Annotated in this window: 29 protein-coding genes and 1 other annotated feature; of the genes, 23 read left to right on the top strand and 6 right to left on the bottom strand. The window is 42.7% G+C overall.

What is annotated here, in order from left to right; all coding sequences use genetic code 11:
• Window positions 1-128: 128 nt before the first annotated feature.
• The 4 genes from ACGTNI_RS14820 (at window position 129) to ACGTNI_RS14805 (ending at window position 2,716) form a co-directional block, all read left to right on the top strand.
• A complete protein-coding gene (locus ACGTNI_RS14820; protein ID WP_085505035.1) occupies window positions 129-1,568 on the top strand; it encodes a carbon starvation CstA family protein in 1,440 nt (479 codons plus the stop codon).
• Complete coding sequence (locus ACGTNI_RS14815; protein ID WP_394463576.1) at window positions 1,568-1,717, top strand: hypothetical protein; 150 nt, start codon at window positions 1,568-1,570, stop codon at window positions 1,715-1,717. Before ACGTNI_RS14820 ends, ACGTNI_RS14815 begins: the two co-directional genes overlap by 1 nt.
• A gap of 84 nt (window positions 1,718-1,801) precedes the next feature.
• Entirely contained in the window at window positions 1,802-2,080 is a 279-nt protein-coding gene (locus ACGTNI_RS14810; protein ID WP_394463575.1) for a GNAT family N-acetyltransferase, read from the top strand.
• 135 nt (window positions 2,081-2,215) lie between these two features.
• Complete coding sequence (locus ACGTNI_RS14805) at window positions 2,216-2,716, top strand: hypothetical protein (RefSeq protein ID WP_085505037.1); 501 nt, start codon at window positions 2,216-2,218, stop codon at window positions 2,714-2,716.
• A 189-nt stretch (window positions 2,717-2,905) separates the two neighbouring features.
• Here the strand turns inward: ACGTNI_RS14805 and ACGTNI_RS14800 are convergent, their stop codons facing one another.
• Window positions 2,906-4,117 (bottom strand): NAD(P)/FAD-dependent oxidoreductase, encoded by a 1,212-nt coding sequence (locus tag ACGTNI_RS14800; RefSeq protein ID WP_394463574.1) that lies wholly within the window; start codon window positions 4,115-4,117, stop codon window positions 2,906-2,908.
• Between the two features lie 244 nt (window positions 4,118-4,361).
• Between ACGTNI_RS14800 and ACGTNI_RS14795 the strand changes: the two genes are divergently transcribed.
• Both ACGTNI_RS14795 and ACGTNI_RS14790 read left to right on the top strand, forming a co-directional pair.
• Window positions 4,362-5,237 (top strand): diacylglycerol/lipid kinase family protein, encoded by an 876-nt coding sequence (locus tag ACGTNI_RS14795; protein WP_394463604.1) that lies wholly within the window; start codon window positions 4,362-4,364, stop codon window positions 5,235-5,237.
• A 60-nt stretch (window positions 5,238-5,297) separates the two neighbouring features.
• Window positions 5,298-5,741 carry a YueI family protein gene (locus ACGTNI_RS14790; RefSeq protein ID WP_394463573.1) on the top strand — a complete coding sequence of 148 codons (444 nt, stop codon included), beginning with the start codon at window positions 5,298-5,300 and terminating at the stop codon, window positions 5,739-5,741.
• Between the two features lie 46 nt (window positions 5,742-5,787).
• Here ACGTNI_RS14790 and ACGTNI_RS14785 read toward each other — a convergent pair whose 3' ends face one another.
• Window positions 5,788-6,324 (bottom strand): DUF2179 domain-containing protein, encoded by a 537-nt coding sequence (locus ACGTNI_RS14785; protein ID WP_062438926.1) that lies wholly within the window; start codon window positions 6,322-6,324, stop codon window positions 5,788-5,790.
• 224 nt (window positions 6,325-6,548) lie between these two features.
• Between ACGTNI_RS14785 and ACGTNI_RS14780 the strand changes: the two genes are divergently transcribed.
• Both ACGTNI_RS14780 and ACGTNI_RS14775 read left to right on the top strand, forming a co-directional pair.
• Window positions 6,549-7,958 (top strand): sodium/glutamate symporter, encoded by a 1,410-nt coding sequence (locus ACGTNI_RS14780; protein ID WP_394463572.1) that lies wholly within the window; start codon window positions 6,549-6,551, stop codon window positions 7,956-7,958.
• A gap of 151 nt (window positions 7,959-8,109) precedes the next feature.
• Entirely contained in the window at window positions 8,110-8,730 is a 621-nt protein-coding gene (locus ACGTNI_RS14775) for a lytic transglycosylase domain-containing protein (RefSeq protein WP_394463571.1), read from the top strand.
• 53 nt (window positions 8,731-8,783) lie between these two features.
• On the opposite strand, the gene ACGTNI_RS14770 is transcribed toward ACGTNI_RS14775, so the two are convergent.
• Window positions 8,784-9,335 carry an NADPH-dependent FMN reductase gene (locus tag ACGTNI_RS14770; RefSeq protein WP_062438937.1) on the bottom strand — a complete coding sequence of 184 codons (552 nt, stop codon included), beginning with the start codon at window positions 9,333-9,335 and terminating at the stop codon, window positions 8,784-8,786.
• A gap of 179 nt (window positions 9,336-9,514) precedes the next feature.
• Here ACGTNI_RS14770 and ACGTNI_RS14765 point away from each other — a divergent pair, with 179 nt between their 5' ends.
• The 4 genes from ACGTNI_RS14765 to ACGTNI_RS14750 all read left to right on the top strand — a co-directional run bounded on the left by ACGTNI_RS14765 (window position 9,515) and on the right by ACGTNI_RS14750 (window position 11,436).
• A complete protein-coding gene (locus ACGTNI_RS14765; RefSeq protein ID WP_394463603.1) occupies window positions 9,515-9,787 on the top strand; it encodes a YkvA family protein in 273 nt (90 codons plus the stop codon).
• Between the two features lie 341 nt (window positions 9,788-10,128).
• Window positions 10,129-10,548, top strand: a complete 420-nt coding sequence (locus ACGTNI_RS14760; RefSeq protein WP_394463570.1) for an organic hydroperoxide resistance protein — start codon at window positions 10,129-10,131, stop codon at window positions 10,546-10,548.
• A 72-nt stretch (window positions 10,549-10,620) separates the two neighbouring features.
• A complete protein-coding gene (locus ACGTNI_RS14755) occupies window positions 10,621-11,265 on the top strand; it encodes a Type 1 glutamine amidotransferase-like domain-containing protein (RefSeq protein ID WP_394463569.1) in 645 nt (214 codons plus the stop codon).
• A 15-nt stretch (window positions 11,266-11,280) separates the two neighbouring features.
• Window positions 11,281-11,436, top strand: coding sequence for a hypothetical protein (locus tag ACGTNI_RS14750; RefSeq protein ID WP_394463568.1), 156 nt, complete (start codon window positions 11,281-11,283; stop codon window positions 11,434-11,436).
• 46 nt (window positions 11,437-11,482) lie between these two features.
• Here the strand turns inward: ACGTNI_RS14750 and ACGTNI_RS14745 are convergent, their stop codons facing one another.
• From ACGTNI_RS14745 to ACGTNI_RS14735, 3 genes are all read right to left on the bottom strand, one after another.
• Window positions 11,483-12,133 carry a hypothetical protein gene (locus tag ACGTNI_RS14745; protein ID WP_394463567.1) on the bottom strand — a complete coding sequence of 217 codons (651 nt, stop codon included), beginning with the start codon at window positions 12,131-12,133 and terminating at the stop codon, window positions 11,483-11,485.
• Window positions 12,134-12,337: 204 nt separating this feature from the next.
• A complete protein-coding gene (locus ACGTNI_RS14740; RefSeq protein ID WP_254901662.1) occupies window positions 12,338-12,460 on the bottom strand; it encodes a hypothetical protein in 123 nt (40 codons plus the stop codon).
• Complete coding sequence (locus ACGTNI_RS14735; protein WP_394463565.1) at window positions 12,457-13,719, bottom strand: tetratricopeptide repeat protein; 1,263 nt, start codon at window positions 13,717-13,719, stop codon at window positions 12,457-12,459. Before ACGTNI_RS14735 ends, ACGTNI_RS14740 begins: the two co-directional genes overlap by 4 nt.
• 210 nt (window positions 13,720-13,929) lie before the next feature.
• On the opposite strand from ACGTNI_RS14735, the gene ACGTNI_RS14730 reads away from it, so the two are divergent.
• The 11 genes from ACGTNI_RS14730 to ACGTNI_RS14680 all read left to right on the top strand — a co-directional run bounded on the left by ACGTNI_RS14730 (window position 13,930) and on the right by ACGTNI_RS14680 (window position 24,110).
• Entirely contained in the window at window positions 13,930-15,540 is a 1,611-nt protein-coding gene (locus tag ACGTNI_RS14730) for a gamma-glutamyltransferase family protein (protein WP_394463564.1), read from the top strand.
• A gap of 22 nt (window positions 15,541-15,562) precedes the next feature.
• Window positions 15,563-16,135 carry a chromate transporter gene (locus ACGTNI_RS14725; protein ID WP_394463563.1) on the top strand — a complete coding sequence of 191 codons (573 nt, stop codon included), beginning with the start codon at window positions 15,563-15,565 and terminating at the stop codon, window positions 16,133-16,135.
• Complete coding sequence (locus tag ACGTNI_RS14720) at window positions 16,132-16,662, top strand: chromate transporter (protein ID WP_394463562.1); 531 nt, start codon at window positions 16,132-16,134, stop codon at window positions 16,660-16,662. Before ACGTNI_RS14725 ends, ACGTNI_RS14720 begins: the two co-directional genes overlap by 4 nt.
• Before the next feature lie 59 nt (window positions 16,663-16,721).
• Window positions 16,722-17,333 carry a metal-dependent hydrolase gene (locus ACGTNI_RS14715; protein ID WP_394463561.1) on the top strand — a complete coding sequence of 204 codons (612 nt, stop codon included), beginning with the start codon at window positions 16,722-16,724 and terminating at the stop codon, window positions 17,331-17,333.
• A 63-nt stretch (window positions 17,334-17,396) separates the two neighbouring features.
• Window positions 17,397-17,630: a binding site (T-box leader), on the top strand.
• 98 nt (window positions 17,631-17,728) lie between these two features.
• The gene (locus ACGTNI_RS14710) at window positions 17,729-18,802 is read left to right on the top strand and encodes a tryptophan--tRNA ligase (protein WP_394463560.1); all 1,074 of its coding nucleotides are present in this window, start codon (window positions 17,729-17,731) and stop codon (window positions 18,800-18,802) included.
• A 2-nt stretch (window positions 18,803-18,804) separates the two neighbouring features.
• Window positions 18,805-19,491, top strand: coding sequence for a TraR/DksA C4-type zinc finger protein (locus ACGTNI_RS14705; RefSeq protein ID WP_394463559.1), 687 nt, complete (start codon window positions 18,805-18,807; stop codon window positions 19,489-19,491).
• Between the two features lie 149 nt (window positions 19,492-19,640).
• Complete coding sequence (locus tag ACGTNI_RS14700) at window positions 19,641-20,207, top strand: nucleotidyltransferase domain-containing protein (protein ID WP_394463558.1); 567 nt, start codon at window positions 19,641-19,643, stop codon at window positions 20,205-20,207.
• Between the two features lie 87 nt (window positions 20,208-20,294).
• Window positions 20,295-21,626, top strand: coding sequence for a DUF2254 domain-containing protein (locus ACGTNI_RS14695; protein WP_394463557.1), 1,332 nt, complete (start codon window positions 20,295-20,297; stop codon window positions 21,624-21,626).
• Window positions 21,627-21,775: 149 nt separating this feature from the next.
• Window positions 21,776-22,600: a DUF368 domain-containing protein gene (locus ACGTNI_RS14690; protein ID WP_394463556.1), complete on the top strand. Its 825-nt coding sequence runs from the start codon at window positions 21,776-21,778 to the stop codon at window positions 22,598-22,600.
• A 25-nt stretch (window positions 22,601-22,625) separates the two neighbouring features.
• Window positions 22,626-22,943, top strand: a complete 318-nt coding sequence (locus ACGTNI_RS14685) for a thioredoxin family protein (protein ID WP_394463555.1) — start codon at window positions 22,626-22,628, stop codon at window positions 22,941-22,943.
• A gap of 93 nt (window positions 22,944-23,036) precedes the next feature.
• Entirely contained in the window at window positions 23,037-24,110 is a 1,074-nt protein-coding gene (locus tag ACGTNI_RS14680; RefSeq protein WP_394463554.1) for an NAD(P)/FAD-dependent oxidoreductase, read from the top strand.
• The last annotated feature ends 537 nt before the right edge of the window (window positions 24,111-24,647 follow it).

The raw sequence follows: 24,647 nt of genomic DNA, 5'->3' as shown, positions 1-24,647 counted from the left end.
GTTGACACCGCTTACATGCATGTTAACCGATAGATACGACATCTTAGACACAAAATCGTCACATTTCGACATTCCCTTGGTATTCTATATGTAAACGATTACAAACATGACTGAGGGAGGAAATAGACGTGATTACTTTCATAGCTAGTATCGCACTTCTAATCATTGGTTATTTCACATATGGCAAGTATGTCGAGAAAGTATTCGGGGTCAATGAAAAACGTATGACACCTGCTTATTCTCACGGCGATGGTGTCGACTATTTGCCGATGGGCGAAAAACGTAATTCTTTGATCCAGCTCTTGAACATTGCTGGTGTAGGACCGATTTTCGGTCCGATTATGGGGGCATTATATGGTCCTGTAGCATTTCTTTGGATCGTATTCGGTGCTATTTTTGCAGGTGCCGTACATGATTACTTAACAGGTATGATTTCTATTCGTAACCGCGGGGCTCACCTTCCGGAACTGGCAGGCAAGTTCCTTGGCAAAGCGATGAAGCATGTCGTCAATGCTTTTGCCATCCTGCTTTTAGTTTTGGTTGGAACCGTATTCGTTTCTGCGCCTGCGGACCTGCTGCATAATATGACAAGCAGCTGGCTGGCACTGCCGGTTATTATCGCAGCTATCTTTGCTTACTATCTCTTAGCAACATTGCTGCCGATCGATAAAATCATTGGACGCTTTTATCCATATTTCGGAGCATTACTGGTAATCAGTGCTGTTGGGGTAGGGATTTCTCTAATTGTCACAGGAGCCCCTATTCCTGAGCTGACATTGAAAAACATGCATCCGGAAAGCGCGCCGATTTTCCCGCTGTTATTCTTGACGATTTCCTGTGGGGCGCTTTCAGGATTCCATGCGACACAAACGCCAATCATCTCCCGGACAACTCAGAAAGAGAAACAGGGACGCCGCATTTTTTACGGTATGATGATTGCGGAAGGTGTTATCGCTATGATTTGGGCGGCTGCTGCCATGAGCCTATTCAACGGTTCGACTGGTTTAAGTGAAGTTTTGGCTGCCGGCGGGCCTGCTGCGGTTGTCAGTGAAGTATCGATCGCTATGCTTGGTGCCGTCGGTGGAACATTGGCTGTATTAGGTGTCATCGTATTGCCGATTACATCTGGCGACACAGCATTTCGTAGTGCCCGGATGATCATCGCTGATTACTTGAATGTATCTCAGAAAAAGGTCGTCAGTCGTTTGTGGATTGCTGTCCCAATGTTTGCGATTTCCTTCGTGCTGACTCGTATTGACTTCACCCTGTTATGGAGATACTTCTCCTGGGCAAACCAATCGACAGCTATGATTGCCTTATGGGTCGCTGCCATGTATTTGTTCTTATCCAAACGGAATTACTGGATTGCTGCCGTGCCGGCAACATTCATTACGATGGCTACCTTCACCTATATCGTCAATGCACCGATCGGGTTCGGTTTGCCGCTTGAAATTTCCTATGTAATAGCTGGTATCATTACGGTCGCTATAGTTACTGCCTTCTTCCTTTCTGCCCGTAAGCGTTTGACGCAGAATATCCCATTAGAAGAAGAACTGAAGAGTGCCTGATGGGCTGCTGTAGTCCTGATTATCAGAAAATGGTGGAGGAAGAAGAGAAGAGAATCAATGAAAATAACACCAAGCCGGTACCTTTGTGGGTGAAACTGGCAAGCGTAACGATCTTAGTCGCAGCTATTCTGATTTATGTTCTAGTATGATAGAAAAATCTGTCCTGGCTCCGTTGCCGGGACAGGTTTTTTTGGTTTTCTGTCGAATGTATAGATAAAGGAGTGTGATAAGTCATGGAAGAGATTAAACAGGGGAAAGGTCTATTTTTTATCGGGGAAGAAGCAAATCCAGATGCAGAAATCATTTATGAAGAGTCGGGGAACGATACATATACCATCACACATACAGGCGTATCGGATAAGCTCAAAAACCAGGGAGTAGGGTCCCAGTTAGTAAAGCGGGTGGTCGATCATGCCCGGCAGAATGATAAGCAAATAGACCCGGTCTGCAGTTTCGCACGAAGAAAGTTTGAAGAAAACCCTTCCTACCACGATGTTTGGAAAGTGAAATAATGGAATAAATTTGCGGTTTAACTTGTCTTCAAGAGAGGTAGTGTATGGATAGATAGGAGCTTGAAAAAATCAAAGGTTTTCCATATAGTTATGGCGAAGCCGGGCTTTATATTTATACATTTAAGGAGTGATTAGATGGAACAGCAAACGCAATCTCAGGTACAACCGAACAAAGAAGACCAGAAGAATAGTAAGTTACTAATGGCAATCACGATCGGTGCATTAGCTGGAGGAGCTATTGCTATGATCGACTCAACTACCCGCAAGAAAGTAATGGATAATACTAATCAGGCTAAAGATACGATCTCACAATTTGCAAGTGATGTAAAAGAAGACCCTTCTGGCAAAAAAAATGACCTGATGGAACGTATTCAGGATACTTCCGCAGTATTAAGAGAAGCGGTTGCAAGCCTTCGTAGCATCTATGAAAAAGCAAATGAGGACATCCTGCCAAAAGTAACCGATGTTCAGCAAGATGCCAAAGAGGCAGTCGCAGCTACTAAAGAAGCTGGTGAAGAACTGCAAGAAGCAGGGGAAAAGGTAAAAGAAGCAAAAGGCGAATTCACTGATGATACGGCTTCCTCCACCTCCGATAACACGCAGACTTCAACTGCTAATAATTCAACACAAAGCTAATACCATGGATGAATAAAAGCCTCACGCAAATTGCGTGAGGCTTTTTGAGTAATTGACAATAATTAACGGAATTCTCTCGTTTCCTCCAATGTACGGCTGGTAACAGCATACCCAATGAGTGTGACTAAGAAAACCAGGAAAAAATAGAATGCTTTATTCATGAAACTACCTCCTATTCATCGTTTCCATTTAGAAAGGACGGAATTTACCTTTTTTAAGAATCAGCTTTGGACCGCCAAGCAATAAAAGCCAGCGATTGTCGATCACTTTTTTCATGGAAGCGGCCGTTTTTCCATACAATTTTTTATCTTCAAAAACAGTTCCCATCGCATCTGACTTACCGAGGGAAGCGACTGTACCTTTATTATCAAAGACGAATTCCTCTAATGGCTCATTTCGGAGCAGGGCTTTAATATTGCTGGAACAAGTGCCGGCATGCTGCATGGCAGATTGGGCGGTAGGAGGATAAGGACGGCCTGCTTCTTTATCCATCACCCAAGCACAATCTCCGAGAATGAAAATGTTGTCTTCGCCTGGAGCGAGAAGGGTATCTTCCACGGTTACTTTCCCTTTCGTCAGTTCGAACCCTGATTTTTTCAAAATGGAGTTTCCGGTGACGCCGCCTGTCCAGACGATTGTACCAGCCTTGATCTCTTCCCCTTCATTAACCACAAAGGCGCCTTCTTTACATTCTGCAATTTTAGCACCTTCCCGGAATTCAACACCACGGTCTTCCAGCGATTTTTTCGCATAAGCGACCAATTCTTCATCGAAGCCAGGCAGGATAGAAGGAGCGGCTTCTACATTGATGATCTTTGGAAGGTTCGGGTCGATGTCATATTTTCTGCAAAGTTTCGGAACCTTTTCAGCAAGTTCGCCGGCAAATTCGATTCCGGTAAACCCGCCTCCACCCACAAGAATGGAGAGGCTGTCCTCGTTTGGGCTCTCTTCATTATTATATTTAGCGAATTGATACTCGATATGTTCAAATATTTGCCGTGAACTATCAATATCCTGGATGAAAAAGGCATTTTCTTTCATCCCTTTGATACCGAATGTGTTGGTTTCAAATCCAAGTGCAATAACAAGGTAGTCGTACGTAAGTTCACTATTTTCTAATTTAACTTTCTGTTCATCCTTGTTTACTTTGACGACGGAATCATAGACTAAACGTACCCGATTTGGGTCGATGACATCGCTGATCATGACACGTGCCTGATTGGTGTTGATGGTACCAGCGGCTACTTCATGAAGCCAGGTTGTCTGGTAGTGATAGTTATGCTTGTTGACGAGAACGATTTCTGCTTCATCTGGGCTGAGTTTTTTCGTCAGTTGCTTTGTTGTCATCATACCAGCATAGCCAGCACCAAGAACAACAATTCTTGGTTTGTTCGTACTCATTTAACATACCCCTTCCATATTGGGAATTTCAAAGTCAGTTTCCATTAGTTCTATGTTACCCACTTTTTCATCGTAGCAAAGTTTTAATATAAATTGTAGCAATAACCGATTCACTGCAAGTACATACCCAACGCCTATTGTTGTTTGATGATCAAAGTCTTGTGGTATCAGGTTATGGATAGGAGAACAACAAATACCAAGCTGAAAAGCTTAAGGGCAGGAGTGAGACACACCCGTGAAAGCAATGATTATCGCTAATCCTTCTTCCGGGAAGGAAAACGCCTTGGAATATATTGAACAGATTGAAGCAATATTAAAAGGAAAAGGATACGATTCTACTGTCAAAAAGACAGAAAAAGAATTGGATGCGACAAATTTTTGTCAGGATGCCTGTACAAGTGACTATGAGCTGGTAGTTTCTTTAGGTGGAGATGGAACGTTGCATGAAACAATCAATGGGCTAGTGGATCAAGTCCATCGGCCGAAGCTCGGTATTATTCCATTAGGAACGGTAAATGACTTTGCTCGGGCCTTGAACATTCCGCTTGACCCCGACGAAGCGATCAGCCTTTTGGCATCTGACAACACGAAAGACGTAGACATCGGGAAATTCAATGATCGTTATTTTGTTAATATTGTAGCGGTTGGAGCGATCGCGGAAGCCACTTATGACGTAACACCGGAACAAAAGACGAAGCTGGGGCCTCTGGCCTACGTGTTAGAAGGGTTAAAGGAATTAACCTCTAACCGTACGTATCCGCTTACTATTGAGTACGATGAAAAAAAGTGGGAAGGAGATTCCTTGCTGTTTTTAGCGGCATTGACCCGTTCGACTGGCGGTTTTGAAAAGTTGACCCCGGAAGCTAAGGTGGATGATGGCATGCTTCATTGCTACGTTATCAAACAGGTTAACATGATCCGGCTTGCTTCGATTGCAACGGCCATATTACGTGGAGAGTTAAAAGAAGAGGAAGACGTAGAGTACTTCACAGCTAAGCGATTAAAAGTCTCTTCACAGGATCCGCTTGTTACAAATGTGGATGGAGAACAGGGTGATCAGCTGCCGGTGGAAATGGAAGTAAAACCGAGCCATATCCAAGTGATTGTACCGGAGAATTGAAACAGTGGCCGATTGCTGAGAAAATAATGTTGTGAAAAGTTTTCATTAGGAGAGTCAGCGATGAAAAAAGATGTAGACGATTATTTACAAGAAGGAATCTATGGAGCGAAAGAGACAAAGCCGGCAGAGAGAAAACGTTTTTTAGGTTCGCTCCGGGAAAGAATTGTATTTGCTCTTACGAAGGGGCAAGTAATGAGAAAAAAGGGCTTGGCTGAATTAGAGGCAGAGTTAAAAAAACATCCGGATGCAAAGCTGCTTTTAAACGGAAACATCAGCTACCGATTTTTAAAGGAATATCGATTGTTAGCTGATAAATACGGCGTTCATTCCACCTCGATTTCCAACCGTGAGGCGGAAACGGATATTGGTGCGGTGTTAACGTATGATCATGCCATCGACAAAGAACAGATATTTTTAGCAGAAAAAGAAGAAACAAAGGAAGGGAATAAATCGGAAGCAGCTAGCATCACTCATTTTTTGAAAAAAATCTTTACTGGCAAATAAAGAAATCCCCAAGTCATGATAACGCGACTTGGGGATTGTTCTGTAATCAAGCGTTTGATTCTGCTTGTTCTTGTCTTTTTTTCATACGTTTAGTCAAGAAGCCGCCTTTGAATGTGCGTGGTTCGTAGGAGACGACGAAAGCTTTGGGATCCATATGGTCAATGATCTCCATAAACTCTCTTTCCCGGTTCCTTTTTGCTAATACATCCAGTCTGTAACGGTGATCTTCAATTCCTTCCCCTACATAAGTGGTCACGCCGAAGCCAGAGGAACGGAGGGTTTTTACTAAGTCCTCGTTCCGCTGCATTAAGTTGACCTGGAAGGTGACATATCCGATTTGGAGTTTTGCTTCCAGCAGGCTTCCTAAAAAGAGCCCGAGCCCGAAACCGAATGCATAGGCGACCATATTCCATATATTTGAGAGGTCACTGAAAACCAGTCCTAAGGAAATGACATAAATAAAACCTTCAAAAATGCCAATGAAGGCAGCTACATTACGAATCCCTTTTACAACAAGAATTGTCCTGATTGTAACGATCGGCACCAAGACTAATTGGGCCACAAAGATAATTAATGCTTCCATTCCATACAACACTCCAAGCTAAGTCGTTTTAATTCCAATTATAATACTTCATTACCTCTAAAACTATTAAGGAAACTTTAAATTTATACTTTAAGAAAGTGAAATTATGAGAAAACCTTTGTTGTTGATAAATAATGGTAGTTTTTTCTGTGTGTTTGATGTTTTGGCAGTCTGGTTGAATGGGTATATTTCTAGAAGATTTTTAAAGTAAAGGAGAAATTATTATGTCCCCCGACCAGATTGGTTTTGCGTTAATATATATATCCATCTTTCTATTATTGGGCAAGCTGATTCGTATTAAGGTCCCACTTTTTCAGAATTTATTTTTACCTTCTTCCATTATCGGTGGGTTTTTAGCATTGATTTTGGGCCCGCAGGTCCTTGGAAAGATTGCCTCTTCCTTTGTTTCTGAAAACCATTTTTTGACTAATGGGGTAATGACAGAAGGGATCACCCAGGTATGGGAAGCACTGCCAGGATTAATGATCAATATTGTATTCGCAGCGTTATTCCTCGGTGCTACTACACCAACATTAAAGAAAATCTGGAATTATGGCGGGCCGCAGCTGGCCTTTGGGTGGGCTATCGGCTGGGGGCAGTATGTTATTGGTCTGCTGGTCGTATTATTGATACTGGTGCCATTTTACGATATACCTCCAATGGCCGGTGCTCTTATTGAAGTAGCTTTCGAGGGCGGCCATGGTACAGCAGCTGGTATGGCCGGTACTTTCGAAGAACTTGGATTCCCGGAAGCCTTTGATCTCGCTATCGGACTAGCGACGGTTGGTATATTATCCGGTGTCATTTTTGGTATCATCTTAATCAACTGGGGAATTCGCAGTGGGAAAACCAAACTGGTTAAAGATGTAAAAGATTTTTCGCGCTTGAAAAAGCAGGGTATTATGGAATTCCAAAACCGTGAGCCGGCAGCGAGCATGACGCTTCGACCGGAATCAATCGAACCATTATCGTTCCATTTCGGCATTGTTTCTTTGGCTGTTTTAATCGGTTATGTTTTATTACAAGGATTAATTTGGCTTGAAAGTGTAACTTGGGGAGCTTGGACAGGCAGTGAAGTACTCACTTATGTACCATTGTTCCCAATCGCTATGATTGGCGGAATTCTGTTGCAATTGATTTTTGATAAAACGGATCACCATGAAGTGCTCGACCGAAGAATGATCGCGCGTATTCAAGGCTTTGCACTGGATGTACTTATTCTAACTGCCATAGCCTCTGTCTCAATTGACGTTATTGGTGAATACTTTGTTCCTTTCCTTGTATTGGCGGTGGCTGGGGTGACATGGAATATTGTCGGTTTCCTGATTTTAGCACCACGAATTATCCCGAACTACTGGTTTGAACGAGGGATCGGTGACTTTGGGCAATCGATGGGTGTTACAGCAACCGGCCTCTTGCTTATGAGGATTACAGATCCGGATAATGAATCCCCTGCGTTTGAAGCGTTCGGGTATAAGCAGCTTGTCTATGAACCTTTATTAGGCGGGGGTCTCGTTACAGCATTGTCCGTTCCAATCGTTGCCCAATTTGGAGCAATACCTATGCTCATAGTTTCCGCGATTATGTCTGTTATCGGAATTCTCACCGGATTATTCTATTTCGGGAAAAAATAGAGCCTGACATCGAAAAGAGCAGGAAACAAAAATTGTTTCCTGCTCTTTTTCAGTTTAAGTCAGTAATAATTATTTCCTGGGGAATATTGTTGAATGGTGAAAATAAATGTAAAATGGTAGTATCTAACAGCGGAAAAGAGTGGATGGAGAAATGGATATAAAAAATATGCAGCAAATGATACAGGTGCAGGCGATGTCAGCCATCCATGGAGGAAAAAACACAATGGCGGACAGCTTGATGGATATGGCTTTCCAAAGCCTGTTAAAGGCTGCTATCGGTACAGAAACGCAACAGCGATCACCCGCTTCCCAACCTGTGAATACGCTGCCTGCTTTTCAGCCCCAACCTAACCCAGCCACATTTTCTTTGCGTTCATCCAGCGATCCTGTGCAAAAAGGAAACGATCCAATCCAACAGCTGATTGATAAAGCATCCAAAACATTTGGCGTGAAAAAAAGCTTGATTCGCTCTGTTATCCAACATGAATCGAACTTTAATTCGGAAGCAGTCAGCCAGGCTGGGGCGCAGGGACTGATGCAACTGATGCCCGCTACCGCAAAAGGACTTGGCGTCACTAATGCTTTTGACCCTGAACAAAATGTCATGGCAGGGACAAAATATTTAAAGCAAATGCTGGATCGCTATGATGGAAATGATGCTTTAGCATTGGCCGCCTATAATGCGGGTCCTGGAAATGTAGATAAGTTTGGCGGGATACCTCCATTCAAAGAAACAGAGAATTATGTACGAAATGTAATGGCTAAAGTATAAAACAAGACCGCATGGCAGGAGTTATTCTCCCTCATGCGGTCTTGTTCGTTAGATTAATCTTCTGTCGGCAGGTTTTTGCTCATTTCTATATATTCGACAAATACGTTGGCAAGCACTTTCAAGCGATTGATGACATCTTCATCAATTAATTCTCCTTGCGTGGAGAAATGGTTCGTATGGCTGTAGACATAGTTTGGTGTAACAAGGCAGCGGAAATAGTTCAGTATTGGCTTCAGCTGGTTCTCAATGACAAGGTGATGCTGTTGTGTACCTCCATTTGCCACGATGGATACAGGTTTATATCGCATGGCACGCGGAGATAGACCATCAAAAAGGTTTTTAAGCGTGCCTGGGATCGAACCCTGGAAGATCGGTGTGGCAATGATATAGGCATCAGCTTCTTCGACTTGTTTAATCAGCTTTTGCATATCGTCATTATATTGGTCATTCGGCCGACCATCAATAAATTGCATGTCATAGTCTTCCAAGTTGATGATTTCCGTATCATATTTATCAGATACATCATTGATGAATTTTTCTGTTTCTTGCAGTAGGGTTTTGGTTTTATTCCCAACAATGGTGCCGTTGATTAAGGCGATTTTCATCCCTTTTCATCTCCTTTATCAGAAAGTGAATACGTGGTTTTGTGTTTCTTAGTCCATTGATAATGTTAAATCATTCGCTATAAATTAGCAATTATCGGCTTTTAAGGTTACATTATATGAATAAATTGTGTGAGAAAATAGGAGTATACCTAATCATATGGTTGGGAGGTTGAGATGTGATGATTCGAATTTGGCGAAGAATCAAATTTATATTTCAGGTGCGTCGATCGATTCCATTTTTAAAAGACTTTTTTACGTCGAAGGAAGTAAAAGGTTCACATAAAGGGTTGTCGGTGATTTTATTTCTGGCATATCTGATCTTTCCATTTGATGTAATTCCTGATTGGCTGGCGGTAATCGGGCTTGTTGATGACCTGGCTGTCCTTGCATTCATTCTGCAGAAGATAGTAAAAATGGCGCCAGATTCCTTGAAAGAAAAGCATGGTCTTTAAAAAACTCAGTTAATTTCCCTTTTACTCAAGTTCAGCTTCAAGATAGAGGGTCCGTTGCCATGAAAGGAATAGGATGGTCTGGGAAACGACTCGCTTTCCTGCGGGGGAACTGGCAAGCCTCCTCGGTCATTACACTCCCTGTGGGGTCTTGCCTAGTCCCTTCCCCAACGCCCCTAAACTCTCACAATCATCTCGAAATCAAGTCTTCGACTTTTCGGCTCTTTTATGGAAAAAGCCTCTTTTGTTAAATCAACAACTTTTACAGAACCTTATAAAGTTTAAGATATTGCCGTTAAAGGAATAGAAGGTAATGAATGCAGATATTGGAAGGAGTGTTCTGAATGAGTGAAGTACTTTTCACCGCACACGCAACAGCTGAAGGCGGTCGTGATGGACATGTTAAATCAGATGATGGGGTTATTGACTTAAATGTCGTAATGCCTAACGAAAAGAAAGATGAAACAGGTACAAATCCTGAACAGCTTTTTGCTGCTGCTTATGCCGCTTGTTATGATGGAGCATTGAATCTTGTAGCAAGTAAAGAGAAAAAGGATATCGAATCGACGTTAAAAGCTGATGTTAGTCTCATGAAAGACCCGGAAGATGGCGGCTTTAAAATTGGTGTCGTTTTAAACATCGATATTAAAGGAGTAACTCAAGAAGAGGCTGAATCATTAGCTCAGTCTGCTCATCAGGTATGCCCTTATTCTAAAGCGACCCGTGGAAATGTCGATGTGCAGCTAAACCCGAAAGCGGTATAATAAATGTACAGGAAGGTCTTGGGCCCTTACAGGTTCAAGGCCTTTCGTTATACTTAATTCGAGGTGATCACTATGAAAAGGCTCGTATTATTAAGCGAGTGGAAAGATGACATATCGAGTGAATTTGAGAAAAGGATTGTGAGTTTGATAGGGAAGGAGCGATCGAAACTAGGTTATATCCCTTCTCAGACAGACCCTGATGGTACCTATTATTATCCGATGAAAAATCGACTGGACCGGCTTGGTTTTTCTGGTTATGTCTATTGTGATATCGATGAGGAGTTTGAAGCTAGGGTCTTGGAGGATTTAGGTAATTGTGATGCTATATTTTTATCGGGAGGAAATACCTTTCACTTTTTAGCCAGATTAAGAGAGCGAGGAATGTTAGACTGGCTGCGAGGCTATGTGAATAGAGGAGGGTTAGTCATCGGCGTCAGTGCAGGCGCCATGATAATGACCGATAATATCAATGTTGCTGAATATGTCGATGCCAAATATCTAGCAAGTTCGCAGTTATCTTCTTCTCAATATGGAGCCTTGGGGCTGGTAGACTTTTATTTTTACCCACACTGGACGGGGGAACCTTCCCAACAAAGAGCGATCAAAGAGTTGAAAAGAAGCGATAATAATACAACCATATTTGCCTGTCCGGACGGAGGAGCTATCGTCATTGATGGCGTTAAGCGAGAGTATTTTGACCATCTCATTGAATATTAGAGGAGGGAATGACAGATGGGTAGTATCATCATTGTGATTGTTGTAGCGGTATTACTGGTAGCGAGTATCAGTTGGATGGTTAAGACAAAAAGAAAAAACATGGCACACGAAGCTGAGGCAGAAAAAAATATGGAGAAGGATCGCAATCACCAACGTCCGCCAATGCCTTAGCCACACGGAAAGAGACCAGCTGGAGCGCCGGTCTCTTTCGCTGCCTTCAGATCAGCAAAACCAGTATCTGCTTTGCGATAAAAAGGGCGATGAGTAAACAGATGATGGTAAGAATCATCAGGAAGTGGTGGATATATTTTTTAAGAAATCTGGCCGTATGATCCGTCTGTTCCCCTGACTCAGTCATTTGTGGCTGGTGGTTATACCGTATCATATAGCCGATGATGATCACTAAGACAATCGTCAAGGAATTGAGTTGTCCATCTTTAAATAATTGATTAAGCGCCTTATCGTATAACAGGTAGATGGGATCTTTCACCACTGGATAATAAGTACCTGGATTGGCAGCAGGGACATTTTGGAAGTAAGGGGGAGAGGAGGGAGCTTGCACGGAATAAGCAGATTGGTTAGGTGAAGTGTAGGTGGGATAATTGACCCTATCTGTTGTGCTTTCGTTTTCTCTCTCTGAATCTTTTTTATATGGTGTGCTGGTTGTCTTTGCTGCCAAACTGTGAGCTGTTTCATCCTCTGGATTTGCTGGCGGGTCTTCGCCATTGGAAAGGGGGACGGGAGACTGGTCGGACGCTTGGACATCGGCGTTCACGTATTGCGACGTCTGGTCTGCATGGCTGACCATACCGCTGACAAAAAGGCCTGTACCTAAAGCGACAACAACAAGAAATGTTTTCATTGTCATTTCTAGACCTCCCTTAAAGTTGTTATACTATAAATATATCACAAAATTCTGACAATATTATTGGGAAAGAGAGTAGCTGATAGTGTTGAAAAATAGGTGAATTCTGGACAGGGTTGGGAAAATAACTAGAGAAAGAGAGGAAGAAAGAGAGGAAGAATAGACAAGAGAAAACCGTCTTATGAAAGACGGTGATAATAAATCCGTTTAAACTTTCTCCACTGATCCTAAACGAGGGTAGTCTGAATCGTTTCCTGCGATATCCTGGGAGGCATATCCAGCTCCGGTGGCGATAAACAAAATACCGACCACAAGCAATAGTTTCTTCATACTAAAACCTCCTTCCCCTGAAAATCAGATTGTGTTGCTATTTTAAAGTATTGGGCGGAAAGTTTATATCTCTTACCTTCATAATAGATCTCCCCCAATAACTTCAAAGCATCTTTATACTCTTCTAATTCATTGGCTTTCTTAAAGTAAGGGATGATTTCCTCTTTCAATGTATCAACAAATATGTTCTGCAGCATGGTACCTTCTATTCGGTGAAGCAAAATGAAATGTTTGTAGAGATACTTCAGATCTTCAAATTCAGCAGCAATCTTATGGCCTTTCTCCACATATAATTTAGCTTTTGGAAAATCCTTTATCGAATAGTGTGTCAAAGCAAGCAAATAGAGTGTGTTGGCGGGGTTCATCTGTTCACTTTCTTTTAACGCAAGTGCCGCCTCTAAATAGTCCAGGGCTTCATCGTATTGGTTATTATTTATGCAAATATAGCCAAGGTTATGATACACTTTCGCTCTTACTTCATGAGTTAAGTAGCTATTGGCTGACCGGAGGATTTTTTGAAAGTATTCTTCCGCAACATCATAGACACTCAATAAGTTATAGTTGATCGCTATCAGCATGCAGCATTCGATCACTTTCGTATAATGGAGTGTCTTCTGGTACATCTCCAAAGCTTTCTCCGCATACAATATGGATTCTGCGAAGTTCCCCAATCTGCTATATAAATAACCCATATGATAATACAGTTCGCTGTCATCTATCGGAAGTTCGGCAATAGTAGCTTTGGCTTGCTTCAACTCCTTTAAGGAACAATGCCACTCATTCTCCATCAGATAATAATAACCAAGTATTTTATGGAAATAGTATTGGAATTCCAGGTTCGATGTTTCTGCAATACTTTTTAGAAGGGCGATTTTTTCGGAGGGGTCGTCTAGTTGGTTGAGGGTGAAGGCGTATCTGAATTCAAAAATCATAAACAGGTTGTTGAGCTCAATGTGGTAGTTATGCTGGAGTGATTCGCGCAATGATTGGTGTATATCAATCATCGTCGTATAATCATTATGTTTGATCGCTTCATGCCAGCTATGAAGCCTGTCATAGATAACGCTGTCAAACGAGTCGTTAAGCGAACGAAGATCAAGGCCGAGACGGTCACCCAACAGCTCATAAATTTCTTCGCTGGGCTTGATTAATTCATGTTCAATTTTGCTTAAATACGAGACAGAACATATCCCCAAGGCTAGTTCTTCCTGAGTCATCTGTTGTTTCATTCTTTGCTGCTTGATTAACAGCCCCTTCATGATAACCCCCTCTTTTCTTATATTGGCTACAGGCCAGGTTTTTATGATTTTCAATATTATACCAAATGTTCTGCACCCAGTGTTTTTTTCGACAAAAATAGAAAGTAACATATAAAATATGCTTTATTCTGATAAAAAATTTTGAAAAATTAATTATTTCTGGAATAATAAGGACATGGCGCAGATTAGTTAGGATAGGAGGAGAACAGGATGGAGTTTGATACATTATATAACCCGCATCCCTCACAACGGATGACTACATATGGGAAAAATGGAATGGTGGCGACTTCCCAGCCATTAGCAGCTCAAGCAGGACTAGATATTATGAAAAAAGGAGGGAATGCAGTGGATGCTGCGATTGCTACCGCAGCATGTCTGACAGTGGTCGAGCCCACCTCTAACGGAATCGGTGGAGATGCTTTTGCACTTGTGTGGATGAAAGATGAATTATTTGGGTTGAATGCGAGCGGTCCATCACCAAAGGATATTTCGATCGATAAGTTGAAAGAGTTGGGGTATAAGGAAATTCCCACCTACGGATGGATGCCGGTCACTGTTCCAGGTGCGCCTGCTGCCTGGGTGGAACTTTCTAAACGGTTTGGTAACCTGACCTTGAAAGAAACACTTGCACCCGCCATTGCCCATGCAGAAGAAGGCTATGCTTTAACTCCGATTCTCGGGAAGTTTTGGCAGGAGGGATATAAGGCTTTCAAACAAAAACTGACAGATGAAATGTTTGAGAATTGGTTCCAAACCTTTGCTCCAAAAGGGAGAGCCCCAGAAATCGGCGAAGTATGGTCTTCTCCGGATCATGCAAACACATTGCGTGCGCTTGCAGAAACCAATGGAGAAACATTCTATCATGGAGACATAGCAGAGAAGATTGATGAATTTTCCAGTAACTATGGGGGCTTTTTGCGTAAAGAAGATCTGGAAAAATTCCAGCCGGAGTGGGTAGACCCTGTTTCGATTAATTATCGTGGTTATGACGTATGGGAAATACCTCCAAATGGTCAGGGGCTGGTAGCACTAATGGCCTTGAACATTGCGAAAGAGTTTAAATTCTCGGAACAGCATTCAGTTGCCGACTACCATAAACAAATGGAAGCCTTGAAACTGGCGTTTGTTGATGGGTTGGAGCATATTACAGAGTACGGCAGTATGAAGCATTCAGTGGACAGCCTGCTTTCCGAATCGTATGGAAAAGCAAGAAGCGCACGGATCGGAGAGGAAGCGGTTTCCCCTGCTCCTGGTGAACCACCGAAAGGCGGAACGGTTTACTTAGCTGCCGCTGATAAAGAAGGGAACATGGTATCATTCATTCAGAGCAACTATATGGGGTTCGGCTCCGGGCTGGTTGTACCGGGAACAGGAATTGCCCTGCAGAATAGGGGGCATAACTTTTCCTTTGATCCGAATCATGTCAACGCGCTGGAAGGCGGGAAGAGAACATACCACACCATTATTCCGGGATTTCTGACAAAAGGCGGTAAAGCAGTCGGTCCCTTCGGGGTTATGGGAGGGTTCATGCAGCCACAGGGGCATATGCAGGTGGTCCATAATTTAGTGGATTACCAGTTGAACCCCCAGGCAGCACTGGATGCACCTCGTTGGCAGTGGGTAAGAGAAAAACAAGTAATCGTCGAGCCGACTTTTCCAAAAGACGTGGCACAAGCATTAGCGAGAAAAGGACATCACATCAAAGTAGCTCTTGACTCTGGCAGCTTTGGCAGAGGCCAGGTCATCATTAGGGATCAGGAGAATGGCACACTGGCTGGTGGAACGGAGTCACGGACAGATGGAGCAATCGCCGTCTGGTAGTGCAGGAGAAGGGTGATACGACATGACGCAATGGCATTTATTCTTGGCATTTTTCAGGGTAGGCATGCTGGGGTATGGAGGAGGTCCAGCCTCCATTCCCTTAGTACATAAAGAAGTAGTAGAGAAATACAAGTGGATGAACGACGATGAATTCGGGGACTTGCTGGCACTGGCCAATACACTTCCTGGTCCGATTGCTACCAAAATGGCCGGGTATATCGGCTACCGAGTGAGCGGATGGGTTGGACTGGTCAATGCTGTCCTTGCGACCATCATCCCTACGATATTTTTGATGATCGTGTTATTGACTTCGTTATCCTCCGTGCAGGATGCCGACTGGGTCCAGGGGATGACAAGTGCAGTCATGCCGGTAGTAGCTGTGATGCTGGCGGTACTGACATGGCAATTCTTCCACAAGGCGAAACAAGGAATGGGATGGGGGATGGTAGTTGGAATGTCTGCTGTCATTTTTGTTTTGCTCTCCTACATCAATGTTCATCCCGGCATAATTATCGCATTCTTACTGGCAGCTGCACTCCTGGGAAAAGAGAATTCCAGGGCAGGAGAAGCGGTAAAAAAGGGGGATGAAGCATGATTTACTGGCAGATATTTTTAGCTTTCTTCATCCCTGGCATACTTGGTTATGGCGGGGGTCCTGCTTCCATACCCCTTGTTGAAAATGAAGTCGTTAAACGTTATGACTGGATGACCGTCCAGGAATTCAGTGAAGTGCTTGCTCTCGGCAATGCGCTTCCTGGACCGATTGCCACCAAGATGGCGGGATATATTGGGTATGAGCAGGGCGGTCTGCTTGGGGCCTTTATCGGTGTCTTCGGAGCAGTTGCTCCTTCTTTAATCGTTATGATTTTCCTGCTCGGCTTACTTTATAAATATAAAGATTCTCCAAATGTGAAGCGGATGACATTATACGTGCGGCCAGTGATAGCCATTTTACTCGGTATCATGGCCTGGAAATTTTTTGCTGAGGCGCAGATTCAAATTGGATGGCTGCAGCTGATATTGATTTCGGTCTCCAGCTTTCTTTTAATTGAGCGCAAGAAAGTCCATCCGGCTTTTGTCATCTTGATATCGCTTGTTTACGGCGCTGTATTTTTAGGATAATATTGAAAAAGCCCCTTTTTTGGGGCTTTTCTCATTACATAATAAAGAGGTTAGACATCATGTTAGCAACTGGACACCAAGTACTTGGCTTCACTTTCGGAGTGATGGCCATTACCATTTTGCAGCAGTTCGGTATCGCACCAGTCCATACGATGGATGTCGTACTGTTTTTTGTATTTGTCCTTTTCGGGGCACTGCTGCCTGATATCGACACACCAGCATCCCGGCTCGGCAGTAAGTTCTGGCGGCTGTTGATGCTGCTTTTCCTTGTGACATTATTGGTCTATTTATTTTTCCCTCAAACGCTTAATACTTACCGGGAAGATTTGAAAATATTCGTCATGATGATGATCCCGGTGTTAGTTATGTTGCGCGGGCATCGAAAAATGACCCACTCGCTTTTGTTTTTGTTCGTGTTGTGGGTCTATTGCCAGGTGATTGTTGAATGGATGCATGTTCCGTGGTTTTATTTATATGGCTTGCTTGCGGGAGTTTTATCTCATCTGCTTGGAGATTATGTGACGAAAAAAGGGATCCCTCTTTTTTATCCTTTATCGCGCAGGTACTTCCGGTTCATTTTCACATTCCGTACAGGATCCGTAACAGAAAAGACACTGGTTACTGCGTTGGTTATTTATAATGTATGGGTTTTGATCATGAACGCCACCTGAATAAAATCAGCAGTAGCCTATTGACTTTACTGACGGAATTAAGTAAGATTTTAACAATTATATCAATACGCTGTGAGGAAGAAGAGTAGGTATTCTGTTCCTTTTAAGAGAGCTGATGGCTGGTGGGAATCAGTAAGGGGAGAATAGTGAATGGGCTTCTGAGCGTTCGTACCGAAATAATAGTAGGTATGACGGAGCTTCTGCCGTTAAAAAGAAGTCCTTAGTGTCAGCTAAGGAATAAGTGCGCATATCAATTGCGAATGAAGGTGGCACCGCGAGAGAGTTCTCGTCCTTTGATTAAATTCAAGGATGAGAGCTCTTTTTTAATGTAATGGAAGTGGAGCAATGCTTTTGCTGTAAGGAATTGTTGAATGACAGAAACGGAGGGGTGCAGGATGAAAGAACGAACGATCACGGGTGTAAAACCAACAGGAACTCCCCATGTCGGGAACTATATTGGTGCCATCAAACCAGCGTTAGATTTGGCTAAAGATGAAAACCGGGAAGCATTTTACTTTATTGCTGATCTTCATGCGTTGAATTCTATCCAGAACGGAACTCAATTGAAACAGTTGACCTATGAGGTGGCAGCGACATGGCTTGCTTTAGGGCTTGATCCAGAGACATCCATGTTTTACAGGCAGTCCGATATAACGGAAGTGGTGCAATTGCAATGGGTTTTAAGCTCTGTCACCAGTAAAGGTTTGATGAACCGTGCCCATGCTTATAAAGCAAGAGTGGATGCTAATCGTTCAGAAGGGAAGACGGATGACGATCGTGTCAATATGGGGCTTTTCAATTATCCTGTTTTGATGGCAGCCGATATCCTCCTTTTCCAGGCAGATGATGTACCAGTGGGGAAAGACAATATTCAGCATATTGAAATGGCCAGGGATATAGCAGGGTCTTACAATAACTATTATGGCACAACGTTTAAGCTTCCTGACTTTTTCATAACAGAAGAAACAGCTATCATTCCTGGATTAGATGGCCGAAAAATGAGTAAGAGTTATGATAACACGATTCCTTTATTTGTAGAGGAAGCTAAATTAAAGAAGCTGGTCAATCGAATAACAACTGATTCCTTACCACCGGATGCTCCAAAGGAGGTGGAGGGTTCTACGTTATTTTCTCTCTACAGGGCGTTCGCGACAACTATGGAGACCCGGCAGATGAAAGATGCTTTTGCAAAAGGAATCAGCTATGGAGAGGTAAAGCGTGAACTGTTTGCAGTGATGAACCGGGAACTGACAGAGCCGAGGTTGAAGTATCAGGAACTGCTCTACAATAAAAACATAATAGATCGTCTACTTGCGCAAGGAGCGGAAAAGGTACGCCCGATTGCCAAGGAAAAGTTAAGCGAAGTTAATCAAAGGATAGGTTTGATTTTAAATTTTCCTTCCATTCTTGTGGTAAAAGTAAAGCCAATGGTAAAACTAAGCACAACACAAACATGGAAGGAAGCATGATGATGAAATATGATCATTTAAGAAAACAATTGGAAGAGCGCAAACGGGAAATTGAACAGGAACTGGAGCAGAATGATCATTTCGGTTTCAATCGCGGTTTTGCAAGCGACACATCTTCAGGCGAGCTTTCCCAATATGATAACCATCCGGCGGATTCTGGGACTGAGCTTTATGAACGGGAAAAAGATATTGCACTAAGTGCGCATATGAAAGAAGAACTCGCTGATATTGAGTATTCCTTAAAGCAGATGAACGAGGGTACGTATGGTATATGTGAAGAGACGGGGAAAGAAATCCCGATGGAGAGGCTGAAAGCACTTCCGACAGCACGTACGGTAGTGGAAGCTTCACCGAATCAAAGCGCATCAGACGACCGTCCTGCAGAAGAAGATGTCCTGGAGAACATGGAGGAAGAATATTATACAGGGAGTGAGGAGACGGAATACAACGAGCAGAATGCTTATGAGCAGGTAGCTTCATTTAATGAGACGAGTATGACCTATGAAGGCTCCTCATTAATAGACAATGAAGATGGATCTGGTTACGTCGAGACTTATGAGAACTTTGCCTCCACAGGAATAGAGGGATATACGGGGGACGAAAAAGTGGACTTCCAGCGTAACATCCAATATGATCAATATGTGCACGAACAGGAAAATATCGCGGAAGAAGAAAATTCGCAGGAATGACTTTTTGTTGCAATGAATGATTTTTCGCTCACTACAGCAAGGGAAGAAGCACAGCGGCTTCTTTCTTTGTTTTATTTTTAGGTTCGCTATTAAAAAATCCAAGGTTTTTTATTTTGATAAAGGGTAAAAAATAAAGGGGAGGGATAAGCATGTTTGAGAAATGTCAGGAAGTAACGAAATGGATGGCAGCCTTCGAAGGGAAGTGGTTTATTGCTGGAGGGTGGGCGATTGATTTACATATCGGAGAAGAAACACGGCAGCACGAGGATATCGAAGTAGCTGTTTTTCGTGACGATCAATCCCTGCTGCAAGAAGCAATGACAGGATGGGAAGTGCAAATTGTTGAGAATGAGCAAATGAGAGAGTGGAACCAAATGGAGCGGCTGGAGCTTCCTATCCATGAGATACATGCGAAAAGAGATGTCCAAGAGTTGGAAATATTATTGAATGAAAGAAATGATGACCAGTGGACCTATCGTCGGGACCCTGACATCACCTTCCCAATTTCTCATATGCACCTGCATTCCGAGCAGGGATTTCCTTATTTGAATCCGGAAATCGTGCTGCTATATAAAGCGAAGCACACGAAGGAGAAGGATGAGCAAGATTTCGAAGCTGTGTTCCCAAGGTTGAATGAGAGACAGAAGGAATGGTTGAAACAGGGACTGATCCAATGCCAGCCGGACCATCATTGGCTGGAAAAGCTGCTTCGTTGATGGCTGTTATTTTTCTCCAGTTTACTTTGAGTTCGTAAAGGTTATGGTAAGCTTGTAATCTAACTCAAAGAATCGAGCTGAAAACATGTGAATACAACTACCCATTCCAAAAGAGCACAGGTGAATCTCCGGGACAGCTTCTGGTTTCTTCCAACAATATATGGCCTGGTTTCATTAGTGGCTGTCGCGTTAGTTACATGGGCGGACAATGCGCTACTGCCTTTAATTTCTAAAACGATACCGAATATATTTCTTACCAACCAGGATATTGCCAAGTCGTTGTATAGTGCCTTAATAACTGCCATCCTTACGATGACCACCATCAGTTTTTCGACAATTATGGTTGTATTGACTACTTACACGACGCAATTTTCTCCACGGACGTTACAAAATTTCATGAAGAGCAGAGTGACCCAGCATGTGTTAGGTGTCTATTCATTCGGATTTTTCTTTACACTGCTCAACTTGATCTTACTGACAGAAGATAAAAAACAGGCATTGGCAAGCCCGTTTTTTACAGTCGTAGTTTCTATCGTTGTTTTAGCTTTTTTCATTCTGTTTATCCATCACTCTGCCAGGTTTGTGCAAGTAAATAACTTGATAGGGGAGATCAGAAAAAGCACCTCAACGATTATTGATAAAACTTTCACTAAGAAAAGCCATCTGGACGCCGGTAACTGGGATGAGGCAGAAATGGAACATATGAAAAAAGCTAAACCCAGCTATATGTTCGCGACGAAGTCAGGTTATATTCAGCACATACAAGTGAAAGAACTGGTAAACTGGGCCAAGCGAAATAACCTATTGTTAGAAGCACATTTTTATATCGGGGATTATGTACAAAAAGGGATGCCGATGTTCACTTACTGGACTCAGGAAGATGATATAGAATGTGATGAAAATGAGTGTCAGGAATTTTTGCTGATCGGAAATGAACGGACAGATTTACAGGATATTGAATTTTCAATACAAAAGTTAGTCGAAATAGCAGTCAAAGCAATATCACCTGGGATCAATGATCCTCATACAGCCGTCAATTGTATCAACCGGATAGGGTCGATTTTAGCTGAATTAGGAGATAAATATGATGATATCCGCTATTATGCGGATGATGATGAGCACCTGAGGCTGATTATGGAGCCGAACCATTTCCGGGATTATCTCTATGCAAGCTTTTACCAGATAAGGATTTATGGCAAGCATGATATTTCCGTCATGAATGCTGTTCTTGATGCATTATATAGAATAGCTGTCGTCAATAAAGAGCCTGTAAAGAGAGATGTCTGGCACTTCAGTGAATATATGAGATCTGCCATTGATGAAGAAGGAATGGCGGAGCTTGATTATAAATACTATAACCAGTTAATGGACAAACTGGCGGCAGCCTGCAATCAATATATGGAGTCGGAACGCCCTTGAACAAGGGCGTTTCTTCAAAGGGAAGCGTACAGATATTTACGATTCTATCCGAATATTATCGTAGAAAGAAAAATGTACGCTGCGATTGCAATTTTTTGGTAGAATAGAAAGCATGATTGTAGTTTTTGGGCAGAGAAGAGGGGAAAGCCATGAAGAACTTTGAATGGAAGAATATCTACCGTGGCATGCTTATGGGAGCAAGTGATGTGGTTCCTGGGGTAAGTGGCGGAACAATTGCGGTAGTCTTAGGTATATATGATCGTTGGATAGAAGCGATTAATGGGATTTTCAGCAAACGATGGAAAGAACATCTCGGTTTCTTGATTCCTTTGCTGCTAGGGGTCGGCACAGCATTCCTACTGCTAAGTCGAGTGATAGAATGGTTGTTTGAACATTACCCGGAGCCGACACAATTTTTCTTTCTTGGATTAATCATTGGTGTATTGCCTTATTTATACCATAAGGCTGACATGAAACATACATTCCAATTAAAACACTACCTATTGTTATTAATAGGAGCAGTAATTGTCGCCTCTATGGTTTTTTTCCAGGCAGGAGAAACAGAAGCAATGCAGAATTTAACGATGGAAAACTACATCTTATTGTTTTTCTCAGGCTGGATTGCCAGCAGTGCTATGGTGCTTCCCGGAATCAGCGGTTCTTTCCTGCTATTGATCATCGGCGTTTATACGACTGTTATTAGTGGGATCTCAGATTTTCGCCTGGATATCATAGCTGTAGTTGGACTGGGGATTGTGATTGGAGTAGTAGCCATGAGTAAAATAGTTAAGTTTTTTCTGGAAAACTATACGGCAGGAACGTTTGCCGTCATAATAGGACTGGTAGTGGGATCGGTCGTAGTTATTTTTCCAGGAATACCGGAGAGTGGGGGATTGATAGCAACGAGCATCATAGCATTTATTGGAGGCTTGCTGGCTGCATATCTCTTAGGCCGGATAGAATATACACAATAAGAAGATTCATAGAGGAGGCGACAGCATGGAAACCATTCAAACAACAGAAGTCTTCCATCAAATCATTGATAGCGAGGAACCTGTGATTATTAAATTTGAAGCAGACTGGTGTCCGGATTGTAAGCGGATGGATATGTTTATCGGAGACATTGTAGAGGAATATGATCAATACCAGTGGTATGTGATCAATCGTGATGAACTACCTGAGATTGGAAACCGCTATGAAGTTATGGGAATTCCCAGCATTCTTTTATTTCAAAATGGGGAAAAACAGGCACATTTACATAGTGCTGATGCAAAAACACCTGAAGAAGTACAGGAATTTCTACATGCTAATTTGTAAAAGATAATGCAAGGGCGGTCTCACTCCGGTGTGTTGAGACGGTCCTTTTTCTACATAGAATAAAATGTTTATAAAAGAGGAGGGAGATTTCTAGTGGCAACCAAAGTTATTTTAGTCGGGGGCGGTCATGCTCATTTGCACCTCATCCGATCACTTGTGGATGAACATGACGATCACGTTGAAGTTCTCTTGATTTCTCGCTCCTCCCAGCAGGTTTATTCGCCGATGCTCCCTGGTTTTGCTGAGGGTATTTATACAAGAGACCAGGTTCTGATTAACTTGAGAACACTGTGTGCTAAAGCAGGAGTTCCTTTCATACAGCGGGAGGCTGCCTACATTAATACCAGCCAGCGAAAGCTGGTATGTAAAGATGGAGCTGTGTATCCCTTTGATATACTCAGTCTGGATATGGGCGTTGATAACAGCTCCTCCGGCACAAAAGAGAAACGAAATGAAAAAGCAGGTATGCTGGACACAATTGAAAGCTTAAGAGACAGCTATTATCCATTGATTGTTGGGGATGGCCCTATAGAAGTAGAATTAGCGCTGGCAATTCAATCGTATAAACAGCATAACTCTAAAAAAGGGCACGTACGCTTATTGGGGGAATCGCGTTTACTCCCAGCTGAATCCAACTGGACCTATCAGAAGGTGGTTCGTATTTTGAACAGCCGGGGCGTGCAGGTATGGGAGAACGAAAGGATCCAGGAGATCCAGGAGGATTATATCAGGACCAACAAGAAAAATAAGGTAAGATTCACTGATTTATTTTGGCAGGGCCACACTGTTCCAAGTAAACTTTTCCAGGCATCTAATCTTCCCATTGATGACAATGGTTTTGCAGAAACAATTGCTACGCTTCAAGTGAAAGAACACCCATACTTATTTGCCGTGGGAGACAGCACGGTAATGGGGAAAGAGGTCAAACGTTCGGAAAGTGAAGCGAATGCTGCCCGGCAAGGTGAGTTATTATGGGAAAACATTTGCCATTACCTTCATGGTACAGAGCTCCAGAGCTTTCATCCTCAAAAACGCTCGTATTCTGTTTTGTCGACAGGAAATGGCGAGGGCCTGCTCATTTATGGTGCCGTTAGTGTTCATAATAAAAAAGCCTGGAAAGTAAGGGACAAGCAAGACCAAAGTTATATGGATCACTTGCTATCTTAATAAGATGAGGCTGTTCCGTATTTAATCGTGAGCAGCCTCATTTTTCATTTAGGCTCTGTTAAAGCTCCCAATTGCTGAAGACTCAGTTTCAAGATATGTTGTTTCCGTTACGGTAGTAACGGTAGGGAGGTCCGGGAAATTACTCGCTTTCCATGGGCGTACAGTGAGCTTCCTCGGGCTAAAGCCCTGCGGGATCTCACCATGTACTATCCTCCCATCGGAGTCTCGCAATTTCCCGGATCTCCTTACGTGTATAAGAGAAACGGAAACATCGATATACAGTCCTTCAACCAAAGGGAGAGCTACTTTTAAAAGCATGATTGTAGCTTGCAATATACAGTTTAGTGGAAGACATCTTCATCTATAACAGGGGTTCTTTTCCATCTTTTGGATGGGGTGGTTGGGAAACTGCGAGACTCCCTCCGGAAATGTTGATACACCAAGGGTTAAAGATCGTTTTAACACTTTTAAAAATTTTTTATACTCCATTTGTTAAACAAGTTATTCCTTTTCTTCAATATTAAGGAAAACAAAGGG

This window comes from Thalassobacillus sp. B23F22_16, from assembly GCF_043496955.1.
GTDB lineage: Bacteria > Bacillota > Bacilli > Bacillales > Halobacillaceae > Thalassobacillus > Thalassobacillus devorans_A.
The sequence above is the reverse complement of the archived record's forward strand: the minus strand, read 5'-3'. Positions and strand labels throughout refer to the sequence as shown.